The 16,710-nt window shown below is 61.4% G+C and carries 16 protein-coding genes; 8 read left to right on the top strand and 8 right to left on the bottom strand.

The genetic code is table 11. From position 1 onward, the window contains the following. Positions 1-63: 63 nt before the first annotated feature. Positions 64-666 (bottom strand): Yip1 family protein, encoded by a 603-nt coding sequence (locus ACM6G4_RS10775; RefSeq protein WP_056728028.1) that lies wholly within the window; start codon positions 664-666, stop codon positions 64-66. A 282-nt stretch (positions 667-948) separates the two neighbouring features. Between ACM6G4_RS10775 and ttcA the strand changes: the two genes are divergently transcribed. Beyond that, positions 949-1,773: a tRNA 2-thiocytidine(32) synthetase TtcA gene (gene ttcA, locus ACM6G4_RS10770; RefSeq protein WP_008051493.1), complete on the top strand. Its 825-nt coding sequence runs from the start codon at positions 949-951 to the stop codon at positions 1,771-1,773. Between the two features lie 122 nt (positions 1,774-1,895). Beyond that, entirely contained in the window at positions 1,896-2,570 is a 675-nt protein-coding gene (locus ACM6G4_RS10765) for a DNA-3-methyladenine glycosylase I (protein ID WP_056728025.1), read from the top strand. A gap of 100 nt (positions 2,571-2,670) precedes the next feature. Here ACM6G4_RS10765 and ACM6G4_RS10760 read toward each other — a convergent pair whose 3' ends face one another. Genes ACM6G4_RS10760 through arsC form a run of 3 tightly spaced genes read right to left on the bottom strand, consistent with a single transcriptional unit; the run spans position 2,671 to position 4,044 of the window. Continuing rightward, positions 2,671-3,096, bottom strand: a complete 426-nt coding sequence (locus ACM6G4_RS10760) for a DUF2069 domain-containing protein (protein ID WP_056728024.1) — start codon at positions 3,094-3,096, stop codon at positions 2,671-2,673. Between the two features lies 1 nt (position 3,097). Continuing rightward, complete coding sequence (gene wrbA, locus ACM6G4_RS10755; RefSeq protein WP_046043016.1) at positions 3,098-3,694, bottom strand: NAD(P)H:quinone oxidoreductase; 597 nt, start codon at positions 3,692-3,694, stop codon at positions 3,098-3,100. Beyond that, the gene (gene arsC, locus ACM6G4_RS10750) at positions 3,691-4,044 is read right to left on the bottom strand and encodes an arsenate reductase (glutaredoxin) (protein WP_056728022.1); all 354 of its coding nucleotides are present in this window, start codon (positions 4,042-4,044) and stop codon (positions 3,691-3,693) included. Before arsC ends, wrbA begins: the two co-directional genes overlap by 4 nt. A 114-nt stretch (positions 4,045-4,158) precedes the next feature. Here arsC and ACM6G4_RS10745 point away from each other — a divergent pair, with 114 nt between their 5' ends. Continuing rightward, positions 4,159-4,626 carry a TlpA disulfide reductase family protein gene (locus tag ACM6G4_RS10745; protein WP_056728020.1) on the top strand — a complete coding sequence of 156 codons (468 nt, stop codon included), beginning with the start codon at positions 4,159-4,161 and terminating at the stop codon, positions 4,624-4,626. An 87-nt stretch (positions 4,627-4,713) separates the two neighbouring features. Here ACM6G4_RS10745 and ACM6G4_RS10740 read toward each other — a convergent pair whose 3' ends face one another. The 4 genes from ACM6G4_RS10740 to ACM6G4_RS10725 form a co-directional block, all read right to left on the bottom strand. Beyond that, positions 4,714-5,118, bottom strand: a complete 405-nt coding sequence (locus ACM6G4_RS10740; protein WP_056728018.1) for an META domain-containing protein — start codon at positions 5,116-5,118, stop codon at positions 4,714-4,716. Further along, positions 5,118-5,552 carry a hypothetical protein gene (locus tag ACM6G4_RS10735; protein WP_056728017.1) on the bottom strand — a complete coding sequence of 145 codons (435 nt, stop codon included), beginning with the start codon at positions 5,550-5,552 and terminating at the stop codon, positions 5,118-5,120. Before ACM6G4_RS10735 ends, ACM6G4_RS10740 begins: the two co-directional genes overlap by 1 nt. Before the next feature lie 77 nt (positions 5,553-5,629). Continuing rightward, positions 5,630-6,622, bottom strand: coding sequence for a 2-hydroxyacid dehydrogenase (locus tag ACM6G4_RS10730; RefSeq protein ID WP_056728015.1), 993 nt, complete (start codon positions 6,620-6,622; stop codon positions 5,630-5,632). A gap of 95 nt (positions 6,623-6,717) precedes the next feature. Continuing rightward, a complete protein-coding gene (locus ACM6G4_RS10725) occupies positions 6,718-9,471 on the bottom strand; it encodes a response regulator (protein WP_223541048.1) in 2,754 nt (917 codons plus the stop codon). 215 nt (positions 9,472-9,686) lie between these two features. On the opposite strand from ACM6G4_RS10725, the gene ACM6G4_RS10720 reads away from it, so the two are divergent. The 5 genes from ACM6G4_RS10720 (at position 9,687) to relA (ending at position 16,621) form a co-directional block, all read left to right on the top strand. Further along, entirely contained in the window at positions 9,687-10,406 is a 720-nt protein-coding gene (locus ACM6G4_RS10720) for a response regulator transcription factor (protein WP_223541049.1), read from the top strand. Beyond that, positions 10,396-11,817: a sensor histidine kinase gene (locus ACM6G4_RS10715; protein ID WP_223541050.1), complete on the top strand. Its 1,422-nt coding sequence runs from the start codon at positions 10,396-10,398 to the stop codon at positions 11,815-11,817. The genes ACM6G4_RS10720 and ACM6G4_RS10715 overlap by 11 nt, the downstream gene beginning before the upstream one ends. A gap of 183 nt (positions 11,818-12,000) precedes the next feature. Continuing rightward, positions 12,001-12,903 carry a cysteine synthase CysM gene (gene cysM, locus ACM6G4_RS10710; RefSeq protein ID WP_056728010.1) on the top strand — a complete coding sequence of 301 codons (903 nt, stop codon included), beginning with the start codon at positions 12,001-12,003 and terminating at the stop codon, positions 12,901-12,903. Beyond that, complete coding sequence (gene rlmD, locus ACM6G4_RS10705) at positions 12,903-14,255, top strand: 23S rRNA (uracil(1939)-C(5))-methyltransferase RlmD (protein ID WP_414913640.1); 1,353 nt, start codon at positions 12,903-12,905, stop codon at positions 14,253-14,255. Before cysM ends, rlmD begins: the two co-directional genes overlap by 1 nt. Before the next feature lie 122 nt (positions 14,256-14,377). After that, the gene (gene relA / locus ACM6G4_RS10700; RefSeq protein WP_056728008.1) at positions 14,378-16,621 is read left to right on the top strand and encodes a GTP diphosphokinase; all 2,244 of its coding nucleotides are present in this window, start codon (positions 14,378-14,380) and stop codon (positions 16,619-16,621) included. Positions 16,622-16,710 lie beyond the last annotated feature (89 nt).

Here is a 16,710-nt window from a genome sequence, read left to right as displayed (position 1 = left end):
AAGAATGAAAAGGCCGCCTTGCGGCGGCCTTTGTCGGCAGTTCCGATGTTCAGTGATGAGCGTTTAGCTGGTGTAGACCGGGCCCACGCCGAGTCCCCAGACAATGACGGTGAACGCCATGATGGCGACCAGCACCACCAGGCCTACGGCGAGCACCGAACTTGAAAACAGGAAGCCCTCGTCAGATGGAATGTTCATGAACGTCGGCAAGCCCACGTACAGCAAGTACACCGTGTAGCAGATGGCGGCGGTACCGATGATCATCCCCAGCCACAAGTGCGGGTACAAGGCGGCGAGACCACCGATGAACAGCGGTGTAGCGGTGTAGGTGGCAAACGCAATGCAGCGGGCCAGGCTTGGGTTGGCGTCATAGGTGCGGGCCATCCAGTGGATGAACGCGCCCATTACCGCGACACCGCCGAGCATCGCCAGGTACGACATGATCGTCATCCATATCGCGCTTTCTACGGTCAGCATGACGGGAGGTCGGTTGCCGATGACCCAGCCGACCTGTGTGGTGCCAATAAAGGCAGACACCGCGGGAATCGCCGCCAGGATCAGTGTATGGGTCAGGTACATGTGGCTGATGCTTTCCTCCTGGTCGCCACGGATTTCCTTCCATTCTTGGTCAGGGTGGGTGAAGAGCCCCACTACGTGATGGATCATGCCAGTCACTCCTCTTGTTTTTACCGTCGCCCCCCAGCGGAGCGCCTACGGGCCAATGCGGCCAAGTAAGTCATAGGTCTGAATTTGTATGTGACCTTATGTCGCAGTATAGGGAGGAGTTTCCCCAGAGGGAGTGGGGGCTTTAGAGCAAATCGCGCTGTAAACGCAGTTGTTAATCGCCGCCGGGTCTGTGGCGAACAGCCCTTTTGGCCAGGCACTTCGCCCCTGAGGCGTTTTTGCGTAAAATGCCGGCCTTTCGTCACACCTCACGGATTTCGCGTCATGGGCACTCTCACGGTCAACCAGAACAAACTGCAAAAGCGCCTTCGCCGACTGGCCGGTGAGGCGGTTGCCGATTTCAACATGATTGAAGACGGTGACAAGGTCATGGTCTGCCTGTCAGGTGGCAAGGACAGCTACACCATGCTCGATGTGCTGATGCACTTGCAGAAGGTCGCGCCGATCAAGTTCGAGATCGTGGCCGTGAACATGGACCAGAAGCAGCCGGGCTTCCCGGAGCACGTGCTGCCGGCCTACCTCAAGGAACTGGGGATCGAGTACCACATCGTCGAGAAAGACACTTACTCGGTGGTCAAGGAGCTGATTCCGGAAGGCAAGACCACCTGCTCGCTGTGCTCGCGCCTGCGTCGCGGCACGCTCTACACCTTCGCCGATGAAATCGGCGCGACCAAGATGGCTCTCGGTCACCACCGCGACGACATTGTCGAAACGTTCTTCCTGAACATGTTCTTCAACGGTTCGCTCAAGGCCATGCCACCGAAGCTGCGCGCCGACGATGGTCGTAACGTGGTGATTCGTCCGCTGGCCTACTGCAACGAAAAAGACATCCAGGCCTACTCGGACTTCAAGCAATTCCCGATCATCCCGTGCAACCTCTGCGGTTCCCAGGAGAACCTGCAGCGTCAGGTGGTCAAGGAAATGCTGCTGGACTGGGAACGCAAGACTCCGGGTCGTACCGAAAGCATTTTCCGCAGCCTGCAGAACGTGATCCCGTCGCAACTGGCGGATCGCAACCTGTTCGACTTTACCAGTCTGAAGATCGACGAAAGCGCCGCATCGCGCTTCGTCAATGTCGTCAACCTCTGATCCAGCTGTGGGAGGGAGCTTGCTCGCGAAATCGGTGTGTCTTCAGCATTGATGTTGGCTGACACTACGTCTTCGCGAGCAAGCCCGCTCCCACAGGTTTTTCGTTTACCTCAGGAGAGGGCATGCGCGACTACAAGTGGCTGAACGAGTATTGCTTGAACCGCTTCGGTTCGGCGGCTGAACTGGAAGCCCATCTGCCCGTTCCCAAGACCCCGGCGCAACTGCGCAAGATCAGCGACGATCGCTACCTCTCGACGATGGCGTTGCGGGTATTCCGTGCCGGGCTCAAGCACAGCCTGGTGGATGCCAAGTGGCCGGCCTTCGAAGAAGTGTTCTTCAGGTTCGACCCGGAAAAAGTCGTGTTGATGAGCGCCGAGCACCTTGAGCGCCTGATGCAGGACACGCGGATCATACGTCACTTGGGCAAGCTCAAGAGCGTGCCGCGCAATGCGCAGTTCATACTGGACGTGGCCCATGAAAAGGGCAGTTTCGGTGCGCTGATCGCCGATTGGCCGGTGACCGATATCGTCGGGCTCTGGACCTTCCTGAAAAAGCGCGGACATCAGTTGGGCGGGCTGTCAGCCCCACGTTTCTTGCGGATGATCGGCAAGGACACCTTTGTACCGAGCTATGACGTGGTGGCGGCGCTGAATGCTCAGGACATCATCGACAAGGTGCCGAGCAGTCTGCGCGACCTGGCGTTGGTGCAGGACGTGTTCAACCAGTGGCATGAGGAAAGTGGCGGGCGGCCGATGAGCCAGATTTCGATGATGCTGGCTTATACCGTCAATCATTGAGACCGAGTTGCCCCATTCGCGAGCAAACCCGCTCCCACATTGGATTGCATTTCAATGTGGGAGCGGCGGTGCGACGATTCGACTTGCTCAAGGCGTCAGATCAGGCGACGGAGGGTTCGCCTTCACCCGCCAGCTTTCGGTTCAACTGATACCGCCACCGCACATACAACAGCGCCGAGCAAAACACCGCCAGGCTCGCGCCCATCTCCAGCAAACCGAAGATCTGCCGGTTCGGGTCATAGGCAGCCAATGCGCCCTTGATGAAATAAAGGTTCACCACAAAGCACATCCACGAATGCCCGCGAGGGCTGCCGATGATCATCCCCGGTGCCAGAATCAGCAGTGGCACCAGCTCGATCAACAGGATCACCCAGGGGCGTGCCCCGTGCAGGTCGGCAATCGCCAGGTAGTAAACACACAGCAATCCCACCAGGCCGAAAAAGCACAGCAGGCTGATGGCGCGCATCGCCTTGACCCGTGGTTCGAGCCATTCGAGGGCGGGCAGGATCTTCGGTTTCTTGGCCACCTCAGCTCTCCAGTTTCTGTGCGGTCTTGGCCAGGCGCATACCCAGCGCGCGGCACAGCGCCACTTCATGGGCATCCAGACCGCTTTTGCCGTCGGCACCGGCGTGGTGGCTTGCGCCGTATGGCGTACCGCCGCCCTGGGTTTCCAGCAGCGCCGATTCGCTGTAGGGCAGGCCGGTGATCAGCATGCCGTGGTGCAGCAACGGCAGCATCATCGACAGCAGCGTGGTTTCCTGGCCGCCGTGCAGGCTCGCGGTGGAGGTGAAAACACCCGCCGGTTTACCCACCAGGGCGCCGGTCAGCCACAGGTTACTGGTACCGTCGAGGAAGTATTTGAGCGGTGCAGCCATGTTGCCGAAGCGGGTCGGGCTGCCGAGAGCCAGGCCGGCGCAGTTCTTCAGGTCGTCGAGGCTGGCATACAGCGCACCTTCGTCAGGAATCTCCGGGGAAACGGCTTCGCACTCGGTGGAAATCGCCGGCACCGTGCGCAAGCGTGCCTCAAGCCCTGCCTGTTCGACGCCACGGGCGATCTGCCGGGCCATTTCGTTGGTCGAGCCGCTGCGGCTGTAGTACAGAACCAGAATGTACGGTGCGCTCATGGCAACAGTTCCAGGATCTGCTCCGGTGGGCGGCCGATGATGGCCTTGTCGCCGACTTCGAGAATCGGTCGCTCCATCAGTTTCGGGTGGGCGGCGATGGCGGCGATCAATTGCGCTTCGCTCAGGCTGCTGTCGGCCAGGTCGAGGGTCTTGTACTCGTCCTCGCCGGTGCGCAGCAATTGCCGGGCGCTGATCCCGAGTTTACCCAGCAGGTTCTGGATCTGCGCGGCGTCCAGTGGGGTTTCCAGGTAGCGGACCACAGTCGGGGTCAGGCCACGGGCTTCAAGCAGTTCGAGCGCACCGCGGGATTTCGAGCAGCGCGGATTGTGATAAAGCGTCAGATCGGTCATGAGCGGGTCGCATCTTGCGTAAGGTGGCGGCTATTCTAACTGTGCAGCGCGCATTCCAGAACCGTGAGAGGCGATGGGTCGCAGGTGCATTCAATTTTTGACAAGGAACACGACATGACAAGGCGACTGGCAGCAGCATTGGCGATCATCGGAGCGTTGATGCTGGGGGGCTGCGGTAATGACTATGGCATCGACCAGGACGGTCATAAAATCGCCTCTGACCGCCTGGACGGAAAATGGCTGGTCCTCAACTACTGGGCAGAATGGTGCGGGCCTTGCCGTACGGAGATCCCGGAGTTGAACGCCCTGGCCGAGCAGCTCAAGGACAGGAAAATCGGTGTGTTCGGGGTCAACTTCGACAACGTCCAGGGGCAAGAACTGAAGAGTGCGAGTGAGAAACTGGGGATCAGGTTCACCGTGCTGGCCCAGGACCCTTCCGAACTGTTCGAGCTGCCGCGCAGCGAGGCGTTGCCGGTGACCTACATCATCGATAACAAGGGCAAGGTACGTGAGCAGTTGATGGGTGAACAGACAGCGGCGGGGGTGATGGCCAAGCTTGAGGCGTTGCAGGCGAAAAATTAAAGCAAAAAGATCGCAGCCTGCGGCAGCTCCTACATGGATTGTCGTACACCCTGTAGGAGCTGCCGCAGGCTGCGATCTTTCAGGGGATCAGCCCTCCTCAAGCCACCAACGCAGCGGCTTGCCTTCGGCTGGCCAGAAGCGCATCTGCTCGATCGGGGAGACGTCCCAGCGCTGGACATTTTCCAGCGCCTGGAGGAAGCGTTTTTCCTGTTCCATCAGCGCTGGCGCGCACAGTTTGCGGGTGCTGCCGATTTTGCCGAAGGTCAGCTTGTGGCCTTCGAGGGTGTACGGTGCGAACCAGTGGTTGCAGCCGCCATTGCCGTAGGCCCGGCCGTCTTCGCCGAGGGTGATGGTCAGGTGGCTGTAGTCCATCAACGGCCGCTCGCCGATCCACTCCAGAATGTAGCTGCGGTTCTGTTGCAGTTGCACCGGCTCGGCGGCGCAACCCAGCAGGCTGGCGCCGACCATGGCGCTCAGAGCGAGGCGTTTCATCACGCAGGCTCCTGGCATTTCGGGCACAGGTGTTTCTCGCCGACGCTGGTCCAGCCCAGCTCGGCAATCCGCGCGGTGGCGGCAGGCTTTTCGGCCTTGTTGCCCAGCTTGGCATCGACGGCGAACTCGAAGCTCAGCTCTTTGGCGCAGCTGTCACAGTTCACTTGCCAGGTGTGGATGGCCAGTTCGCCGAACACCGGGCCACTGGCTACCGCGACCCATTGGCCGGGCGGGTTGATCAGGTGGCGAACCGTTTCGACGGTCAGGCGCATGGACAAGTCCTTGGCACCCTTGAGGGTCACGACCAGCACGTCATTGTTGCGAATCGAACCACCGTTGCCGGTGACTTGATAGCGCCCCGGCACCAGGGCGCGGCATTCGGTGAGGGTGTGTTGCGGGTTCATCAGGCTGTAGCGGAAATCGTGTTCGACCATGGGTCCTCCAAATATGCGCGATATGCTAGCACGGGCTTGCACGCCGCATCGCGCAGGCAGATGACCTTCGATCCGTTTCAGTCTCCCGTCACCAGGTTTTCCGGGGTGCCCGCCGTCCAGGCTGCAATGTTGCGCAACGTGGTGGCGGCAATCGCATCCAGCGCTTCGCGGGTCAGGAAGGCCTGGTGCGCGGTGACGATCACGTTAGGAAAGGTCAGCAGCCGTGCCAGCACATCGTCTTGCAGTGGCAGGTCGGAGCGGTCCTCGAAGAACAACTGCGCTTCTTCCTCATACACATCCAGCCCCAGGTAACCCAGGCGACCGTCTTTCAAGGCATCGATCAGCGCCGGGGTGTCCACCAGGCCGCCACGCCCGGTATTGATCAGCATCGCACCCGGTTGCATGTGCGCCAGGGACTCGCGGTTGATCAAGTGCTTGCTCTGCTCGTTGAGCGGGCAGTGCAGGCTGATGATCTGCGATTCGGCCAGCAGTTGCGGCAGGCTCAGGTAGCGAGCGCCGAGGGCTTCGACCTGTGGGTTGGGGTAGGGGTCGTAGGCCAGCAACTGGCAACCAAACCCGCTCATGATTTTGGCGAAGGTGGCACCAATCTGACCGGTGCCGACCACGCCGACGGTCTTGCCCACCAGGTCGAAACCGGTCAGCCCCTGCAGTCTGAAGTCCCCGTCTCGGGTGCGGTTGTAGGCGCGAGGCAAGCGGCGGTTGAGTGCGAGGATCAACGCTACCGCATGTTCGGCCACCGCGTGGGGCGAATAAGCCGGGACGCGTACGATGGCCAGTCCCAGACGTTTTGCCGTCGGCAAGTCGACATGGTTGTAACCGGCCGAGCGCAGGGCGATCAGGCGCGTGCCTCCAGCGGCCAGGCGTTCGAGCACTGCCGCGCCGAGGTCATCATTGATGAACGCGCAGACCGCTTCATACCCTTGGGCTAGCGCTACCGTGTCGAGGCTCAGGCGCGCAGGCTGAAATTGCAGCTCGATGCCGGCCGGCTGCCCGGCCGCGAGAAAACTGTCGCGGTCGTAGTTCTGGCTGCTGAAAAGAATCGTACGCATGCAGTGCTCCTTGAAGGTGGCCTGCGCCGTTGAGCAAGCCGGCATTCGACAGTCGTCAGGTTAGCTCGCCGGCAACCCTTGGCGATTGCGCTGCATCAAGCATTCATGCGCGCCTGGGCAGCCAGGCGATTGATTGCCCGGTCGAGCTCATCCAGTGCCACGCTGGCTTTCGGGTCCTGTTGCTTGAGCAGGGTTTCGCTGCGTTGGCAGGCCGCACGCAATTGCGGTACGCCGCAGTAACGCGTCGCGCCATGCAGGCGATGGACCCGTTCGATCAGGGCGTTGTGGTCGTTGCTTTGCTGAGCGAGGCGGATGGCTTCTCGGTCGGCTTCCAGGGACGCGAGCAGCATCGCCAGCATGTCTGCAGCCAGGTCAGCCTTGCCAGCGGCCAGGCGCAATCCTTCGTCGTGGTCGAGTACCATCAGGTCATGGGCACCCGCATGCCCATCGCCTGCGCGCTCCGGGCTGTGATTGCGCAGCGCCAGGCCGCTCCACTTGAGCACCACCTGGGCCAATTGCCGCTCGCTGATCGGTTTGGTCAGGTAGTCGTCCATGCCGCTTTGCAGCAGCGCGCGTTTTTCGTTGGCCATGGCGTGGGCAGTGAGGGCCACGATCGGCAGCGGTGTGCAATGGCGCTCGCTTTCCCACTGGCGGATTGCCTCGGTGCTCTGGCGGCCGTCCATGCCGGGCATTTGCACGTCCATCAGCACCAGATCGAATGTCTCGTTTTGCACTGCCTTGATGGCGGCATAACCGCTTTCCACCGCGAGCACCTTGGCGCCCATGTCTTCGAGCAGGGTCTGCACCAGCATCAGGTTGGCCGGATTGTCGTCGACGCAAAGCACCTTCGGGGCGCGGCTGGACAACGGTTCGCCCGGCTCGCTGCGTATCGGTCGCGGGTTGACCAGGTCTGACAGGGCGCGTCGCAGCTTGCGGGTGCAGGCCGGTTTCGCCTGGAGCTGGCTGTGGGGGTTGGGCACGGAAAGATGGAACAGCGTCTGTTCCGTGGTCGGGCACAGCACCAACACCTTGCAGCCAAGATGCTCGAGGTCCCAGATGTGCTGGTTGAGGCGTTCCGGCGGCATGTCGTTACTGGTGATGCCGAGCACGGCAAGCTCGATCGCCTGGTCGGTCTGGTGGGCGGCGGTGACACCATTGGTCAGGTTTTCAAGGGTATTGAACGGTGTGGTGCTGAGGCCGCAGTCTTCCAGTTGATGCTGCAACGCCTGCCGCGCCAGCTCGTGGTTTTCCAGTACCGCCACCCGTCGCCCGAGCAAGGGCGCGCAGGGCAGGTCTTCGGCATCGTCGCGGGTTTTCGGCAGGCTCAGGCTGATCCAGAATTCCGATCCTTCCCCAGGCGTGCTGTCGACGCCGATCTCACCGCCCATCTGTTCGACCAGGCGCTTGGAAATCACCAGGCCCAGGCCAGTACCGCCGGGTTGCCGCGACAGCGAGTTGTCGGCCTGGCTGAAGGCCTGGAACAGGGCGCGCACGTCCTGGTTCGACAGACCGATGCCGGTGTCCTGAATGCTGATGCGCAACTGCACGGTGTCTTCGTGTTCTTCTTCGAGCATGGCGCGGGCGACGATGGTGCCTTCGCGGGTGAACTTGATCGCATTGCTCACCAGGTTCGTCAGGATCTGCTTGAGCCGCAGCGGGTCGCCCACCAGTGACAGTGGCGTGTCCCGGTACACCAGGCTCACCAGTTCCAGCTGTTTGGCGTGGGCGGCCGGGGCGAGGATGGTCAGGGTGTCCTGGAGCAGGTCGCGCAGGTTGAACGGAATATGGTCAAGCACCAGCTTGCCGGCCTCGATTTTCGAGAAGTCGAGAATCTCGTTGATGATCCCCAGCAGACTGTCGGCGGACTTTTCGATGGTACCCAGGTAGTCGAGCTGGCGTGGGGTGAGCTCGCTTTTTTGCAGCAGGTGGGTGAAGCCGAGAATGCCATTGAGCGGTGTGCGGATTTCATGGCTCATGTTGGCCAGGAATTCGGACTTGATCCGGCTCGCTTCCAGGGCTTCCTTGCGCGCCAGGTCCAGCTCGATGTTCTGGATCTCGATGGTTTCCAGGTTCTGGCGCACGTCTTCGGTGGCCTGGTCGATGCTGTGCTGCAACTCTTCCTGGGCATTTTGCAGGGTGCCGGCCATGCGGTTGATGCCCGAGGCCAGCTCGTCCAGCTCCTGACTGCCGAGGGGCGGCAGGCGGGTTTCCAGATGACCGTCCTTGAGCTGGGCCACGGCCTGCTTGATCTGGCTCAGCGGCTGATTGATCGTGCGCCCCATGCGCAGGGCCAGCAGTGCCGCACCCGTCAGTCCCGCAATGATCAGTATCAGGCTGGCGAACAGGCTGCGGTAGCCCCGCAACAGCATGCTGTTATGGGACAGTTCCAGTTCGACCCAGCCCAGCAGGCGGTCGGCTTCTTCGGGAATCACGTCCCCGGCCAGGTTGCGGTGTTTGCCGAATACCGGCAGCAAATAGCGGGTCGCATCGTTGCCACTGCGGCGCAGCATCTGCGTGCCACTGCCGGAGGGGGTCTGGTTGAGCATGGTCGGGCCGGCATGGGCCAGTAGCGTGCGATCAGGAGCCAGGAAGGTCACGGCTCGTACGTCGGTTTGTTCCAGGGCCTGGGTGGCAATGCGTTCGAGCAGTTCGTTGTCCTGATGGCCCATGGCGGGAGCCGCCAATGGCGCCAACTGCTCGGCGATCATTTCGCCACGCTGCATGAGCTGGATGTGCAGGTCCGCCTGTTGCATCCAGGTAAAATACCCCCCCAGCACCAACGCCATCAGGCTGGTTGGCAATAGGGTCAGCAACAGCACGCGGCCTTTGATTCCCAGTTTCTTGAGCACGCATCTCTCCTGCATCCCGCTATTTATAGAGCTGTACATGCATCCGCCATGCACCACTTGCGCAGTGTAGCGATTTGCTCGCGGGCAATCCTCGTAAAAATGGTGCCGTCATTCGTCGGCCCGAATGACTTAATGGCGATATGGACAAACGGTGGGTTGCCCCTGGCGAGGCAATCTTGAATAATTGCTCAACTGAGAATTATTTGCAGATAGTCATGACTCCCATCACTGCCGGTCTCCCCCGAATCCTGTCCATCGAAGACGACCTTGTGCTCGGCGCCTACGTGCATGAGCATCTGGACCGTAGCGGTTTCCAGGTGACCTGGTGCCAGAACGGCCGGGAAGGCCTGGATATTGCCCGCAGGGAAGCTTTCGACGTGGTGCTGATGGATATTCTGCTGCCAGGCATGGACGGCCTGGCGGTGCTGACCCAATTGCGCCAGAGCCATTCCACCCCGGTGTTGTTGATGTCGGCCCTCGGTGCCGAGGCCGATCGCATCAGCGGCTTTCGACTGGGGGCCGATGATTACCTGCCAAAGCCCTTCAGCATGGTGGAGTTGGGGGTACGCATCGAAGCCATTCTGCGGCGGGTGGCACTCGACCGCCGTCCCGCACCCGCGGTGCCGGCCCCATCGATGGACAGCCTGCGTTTCGACGATGAAAGCTACGAGGTCTTTTATGGCGAACAGGCCGGTGGCTTGACCCGCAGCGAGTATCGGTTGCTGGAGACGCTGCACCGCAGCGCCGACGAAGTACTGAGCAAAGCCTTCCTTTATCAACAGGTGCTGCAACGCGGTTACGCGGCCCATGACCGCAGCCTGGACATGCACATCAGCCAGATCCGCCGCAAGCTCAAGGCCATTGGCTACACCGAGCGCGAAGTACGCACGGTATGGGGCAAGGGCTACATCCTGAGCCACGCTGATGAAGTGTAACTTGCCCGGCAGGCATTCGCTGTTCTGGAAACTGGCCTGTCTATTGGTCGCTTTCTGCCTGCTGATGATCTGGCTGAGTTGGTCCTGGGGCCGTTACATGGAGCAGCGCAACCAGTTCCTTTCCGATGAGGCCCGCGGCACCCTGGCGCGCTACGCCGCCGAAGCCGAGCAGGTCTGGCAGCAGCGCCAGAGCGCTGGTGTCGATGACTGGCTGCAAGGCATGCATCAGCGGGAAAAAGGCTGGGTCGGTGTCATCGGTGGTGATTTGCAGTCCTTGAGCAACCAATCGTTGACGGACAAGGAAGTCGAACGCCTGACCTTTTTGCGCGGCCTCGATTGGCCCATCCACAAGAAAGGTCGGCCGTGGATGCGCATACCGTTTCCCGGTGACCCGTCCGCCGGCAGCCTTGTGATCGAGTTACCCAAGCGCTTTGTACCCGGGCGTTATCGGGTGTTCTGGCGGGTGATCACCAACGGCGTGATTCCGGGATTGTTCACCTTGCTGCTATGCGTCGGGCTGTATCGCCTGTTGGTGGTCCCGCTCAATCACTTGCGCGCGCAGGCCAATGCCTGGCGTGCCGATCAACTGAACGTACGGCTGTCGGCCCGGACCACCAATCGATCGGATGAGCTGGGTGAGTTGGGTCGGGCGTTCGATCACATGTCCGAACGCCTGCAAAGTACTGTAGCCCTGCAGCAGCAACTGCTGCGCGACCTGTCCCACGAATTGCGCACGCCCTTGAGCCGACTGCGGGTGGCCAGTGAAAGCGAGCAGGGGCTGGAGCCATTGCGCGAGCGCATCGGGCGTGAGGTCGATGGCATGCAGCGCCTGGTGGAGGACACGCTGCAACTGGCGTGGCTCGATACCGAGCGCACCCGATTGCCCGACGAAGCGATCCAGATCCAGGCCCTGTGGGAAATGCTCACGGAAAACGCCTGCTATGAAAGTGGCTGGCCCGATACGCAGTTGCAATGCACGGTGGATTCATCCTGCTGGGTTCGCGGTCATCTCAACACCCTGGCCCAGGCATTGGAAAACATTCTGCGCAATGCGATTCGGCATTCACCGGCCGCAGGCATTGTCCAATTGGGTGGTCGTCGTGATGGCGATTTCTGGCACCTGTGGCTGGAAGATCACGGCGGCGGCGTGGCGCAAGCGGATCTGGAGCGGATCTTCCTGCCGTTCACCCGGCTCGACGGTTCGCGACCGGGGGACGGTGGATTCGGGCTGGGCTTGAGCATCGCCCGCAATGCGGTGCAGCGTCAGGGCGGACAGCTATGGGCGCAGAACACCGGGACCGGGTTACGCCTGAATATGCGCTTGTTGGCGGATGTTAATAGCGCCAGTGCCGACGCCTTCGCGAGCAAGCCCGCTCCCACATTGGGCGTGTTCCAACCGCAAAACGTATGATCACCCCGGTACCCTGTGGGAGCGGCGGTGCGGCGATCCGACTTGCCCGCGAAGAGGCCCTCATGTTCACCGCAAAATATCTGCTTATTCCCATAAACCATAAGCACCACACTTTGCGTGATATGGCCTGGGAACGTTTGCCGGTATGATAGTCGCCCCCGCAGTCTGGATTGCGAATACGCCATGACCTTGCAGTACCCAACCATCGCCGATTGCGTCGGCAACACTCCGCTGGTCCGTTTGCAGCGCCTGCCCGGCGCCACCAGCAATACCCTATTGCTCAAGCTCGAAGGGAACAACCCGGCGGGTTCGGTCAAGGACCGGCCGGCGCTGTCGATGATCACCCGCGCCGAACTGCGCGGGCAGATCCACGCCGGCGATACGCTGATCGAGGCGACCTCGGGCAACACCGGGATCGCCCTGGCCATGGCCGCTGCGATCAAGGGTTACAAGATGATCCTGATCATGCCGGACAACTCCAGCGCCGAGCGCAAGGCAGCCATGACGGCCTATGGCGCCGAGCTGATTCTGGTCAGTCAGGAGCAGGGCATGGAAGGCGCCCGTGATCTGGCGCAAAAAATGGAAGCCGAAGGTCGCGGCAAGGTGCTGGACCAGTTCGCCAACGGTGATAACCCCGAGGCGCACTACACCACCACCGGCCCGGAAATCTGGCGCCAGACCCAGGGCACCATCACCCATTTCGTCAGCTCCATGGGCACCACCGGCACCATCATGGGGGTGTCGCGCTACTTGAAAGAGCAGAACGACAACGTGCAGATCATCGGTCTGCAACCGATGGAAGGCTCGGCGATCCCGGGTATCCGCCGCTGGCCTCAGGAATACCTGCCGAAGATCTACCAGGCCGACCGCGTGGACCGGATCGTCGACATGGCCCAAAGCGAAGCCGAAGACGTGACCCGTCGTCTGGCTCGCGAAGAGGGCATTTTCTGTGGCGTGTCCTCGGGCGGTGCCGTGGCGGCCATGCTGCGTCTGTCCAAAGAAGTTGAAAACGCGGTGATCGTCGCGATCATCTGCGACCGTGGCGACCGTTACCTGTCGACCGGCATTTTCGACGCGCCCAACTGATGGCCAAACATGAAAGAGGCCTGCGCTTCCAGCCCACTGGCGGCAGCAAGGCCCCGCAAGTCCCGACCGGCAAAAAGCAGCGCCTGACCATCGAGCGCCTGGCCAATGACGGTCGCGGTATCGCGTTTTTCGAAGGCCGCACCTGGTTCGTCATCGGCGCATTGGCCGGTGAAGAGATCGAGGCGCGGGTGCTCGGTGCCCACGGCAAAGTGGTCGAGGCGCGTACTGAGCGTGTGTTCAAGGCCAGTGAGTTACGCCGGCCTGCACCGTGCGCCCATGCCGGCCGCTGCGGCGGTTGCAGCGTGCAGCATCTGCCCCACAACGAACAGCTTGCCCTGAAACAGCGCATGCTCGCCGAGCAGTTGTCGAGGGTCGCGGGCGTCGAACCCGAAGAGTGGGCAGCGCCATTGAGCGGGGCGGAATTCGCTTACCGGCGTCGTGCCCGAGTCGCTGTGCGCTGGGACATGAAGGCGAAAAAACTCGAAGTCGGTTTCCGTGCCGCCGGCAGCCAGGACATCGTGGGCATCGATGACTGCCCGGTGCTGGTACAGCCCTTGCAACCGATCATGGCCCGCTTGCCCCAGATGCTGCGGCGCTTGAGCAAACCCCAGGCGCTCGGGCATGTGGAGTTGTTCAGTGGCTCGACGCTGGCTGTGTTGCTGCGGCACATGGCACCGTTGTCCGACGCCGACCTGACGATCCTCAAGGAATTCTGTGCGTTACATGAAGCCCAGTTGTGGCTGCATGGCGACGGCGAACCGCAACCGGTCGAGGCCGATCAGTCGTTGGGCTATCGCCTTGAACAGTGGGACCTGGAGTTGGCGTATCGTCCAGGGGATTTCATCCAGGTCAACGCCGCCGTTAACGAAGCGATGGTCGCCCAGGCGCTGGACTGGCTGAAGCCGACAGCGGATGAGCGGGTACTCGACCTGTTCTGTGGCCTGGGCAACTTTGCCTTGCCGCTGGCCAAGGCCGCTCGTGAAGTGGTGGCGGTCGAAGGCGTGCAGGTGATGGTCGATCGGGCCGCGGCGAATGCGGCTAGCAACAATCTGCATAACGCGAAGTTTTTTCAGGCCGATTTATCCCAGCCTTTGACAGGCGCCGAATGGGCCGCCGAAGGCTTTTGTGCGGTACTCTTGGACCCACCGCGTGACGGTGCTTTCGAGGTCGTGCGCAAGCTCAAGAGCCTTGGCGCCGAGCGATTGGTGTATGTGTCGTGCAACCCTGCAACTCTGGCGCGCGACACGGTCGAATTGATCAAGCAGGGCTACCGGTTAAAACGTGCCGGGATTCTCGATATGTTTCCTCAAACGGCACATGTCGAGGCCATGGCGTTATTTGAAGCGAGCTAGGATGCTCGTCTGGTCCGACTGGCCCGCCCGTGCAGCCGCGCACCCAGCCCGACGTGGGCGCACGGGCAACGAAGGTCAGCGATTTGACGCATTGAATCTGCGTCGTAGGGAAGGTAAGCAAGATGGTACAGGTGAGAGCACACCAGCCGATCAACACCGACGGTAGTATCAATCTCGAGGCTTGGCTCGATCATGCGGTCAGTGTCGATCTGGCACTGGATCGCGAAGCCTTGAAAGAGGCCTGCGAGTACGCTCGGGAGGCCGAACAACAAGCCAATGCGGCACAGAATCTGTGGTCGGAAGGTAACTCGACTTTCCGTACCGGGCTTGAGATCGCCGAGATCCTCGCCGATCTCAAGCTCGACCAGGACTCCTTGGTCGCCGCGATCCTGTATCGAGGCGTGCGCGAAAATCAGATCAAGTTGCCGGCCGTCAGCCAGCGCTTCGGTCCGGTGGTGTCCAAGCTCATCGACGGCGTGCAGCGCATGGCCGCGATCAGCGACAGCCTGAGCCCGCGCAAATCCCTGGTGCTGGGCACTCAGGGCCAGGTGGAAAACCTGCGCAAGATGCTGGTGGCCATGGTCGACGACGTTCGCGTCGCCCTGATCAAGCTGGCCGAACGCACGTGCGCGATCCGCGCGGTGAAAACCGCCGACGACGAAAAACGCAACCGCGTGGCCCGTGAAGTCTTCGACATCTACGCACCGCTGGCCCATCGCCTGGGTATCGGTCACATCAAGTGGGAACTGGAAGACTTGTCCTTCCGTTACCTTGAGCCCGACCAGTACAAGCAGATTGCCAAGTTGCTCCATGAGCGGCGACTGGATCGCGAGCGTTTCATCAGCGACGTGATGAGCCAGCTGAAAAACGAATTGCAGGCCACCGGTGTCGATGCCGACATCAGCGGCCGGGCCAAGCACATCTATTCGATCTGGCGCAAAATGCAGCGCAAGGGTCTGGAGTTCAGCCAGATCTACGACGTGCGTGCCGTTCGCGTGCTGGTGCCGGAAATGCGCGATTGCTACACCGCGCTCGGCATCGTTCACACCCTGTGGCGACACATCCCGAAAGAGTTCGACGACTACATCGCCAACCCCAAGGAAAACGGCTATCGCTCGCTGCACACGGCGGTAATCGGGCCCGAGGGCAAGGTGCTGGAAGTGCAGATCCGCACCCATGCGATGCACGAAGAAGCCGAACTCGGCGTTTGCGCGCACTGGCGCTACAAGGGCACCGACGTCAAGTCCGGCTCCAATCATTACGAAGAGAAAATCTCCTGGCTGCGCCAGGTGCTCGAATGGCACGAAGAGCTGGGCGACATCGGTGGCCTGGCGGAACAGCTGCGGGTCGATATCGAGCCGGACCGGGTCTACATCTTCACCCCGGACGGTCACGCCATCGACTTGCCGAAGGGCGCGACCCCGCTGGACTTCGCCTACCGCGTCCACACCGAAATCGGTCACAACTGCCGTGGCGCCAAGATCAACGGGCGCATCGTGCCGCTCAACTACAGCCTGCAAACCGGTGAACAGGTCGAGATCATCACCAGCAAGCACGGCACCCCGAGCCGCGACTGGCTGAACCCGAACCTGGGCTACGTCACCACGTCGCGGGCACGGGCCAAGATCGTTCACTGGTTCAAGTTGCAGGCTCGTGACCAGAACGTCGCGGCCGGTAAAACGCTGCTTGAGCGCGAGCTAAATCGCCTCGGTCTGCCGGCGGTGGATTTCGACAAGCTGGCCGACAAGGCCAATATGAAAACCGCCGAAGACCTGTTCGCGGCCCTCGGTGCTGGCGACTTGCGCCTGGCGCAACTGGTCAACCTGGCGCAGCAACTGGTCGAGCCGGAGCGTGGCAACGAACAGCTTGAACTCATACCGCGCAAGGCCACTGGCTACAAACCGGGCAAGCGCGGCGATATCCAGATCCAGGGCGTCGGCAATCTGATGACCCAGATGGCCGGCTGCTGCCAGCCGCTGCCGGGAGATGCCATCGTCGGTTACATCACCCAGGGCCGCGGGGTGAGCATTCACCGCCAGGACTGCGCCTCGGTGCTGCAACTGAGCGGGCGTGAGCCAGAGCGGATCATCCAGGTCAGTTGGGGCCCGGTGCCGGTGCTCACCTATCCGGTGGACATCGTCATCCGCGCCTACGACCGTTCCGGGTTGCTGCGTGACGTCTCGCAGGTCTTGCTCAATGAGCGAATCAACGTGCTGGCGGTCAACACTCGCTCGAACAAGGAGGACAACACTGCGTTGATGTCCCTGACCATCGAGATTCCGGGGCTGGATGCGTTGGGGCGGTTGTTGGGGCGGATTTCCCAGTTGCCGAACATCATCGAAACCCGGCGTAACCGTACGCCATGATCGGCACCCTTGTAGGAGCTGCCGCAGGCTGCGATCTTTTGATCTTGTTTTTTAACATCAAAAGATCGCAGCCTGCGGCAGCTCCTACA

This window comes from Pseudomonas sp. IT-P258 (genome assembly GCF_949767825.1).
Taxonomy (GTDB): Bacteria; Pseudomonadota; Gammaproteobacteria; order Pseudomonadales; family Pseudomonadaceae; genus Aquipseudomonas; species Aquipseudomonas monachiensis.
This window is presented reverse-complemented; position numbering and strand designations above follow the sequence as displayed.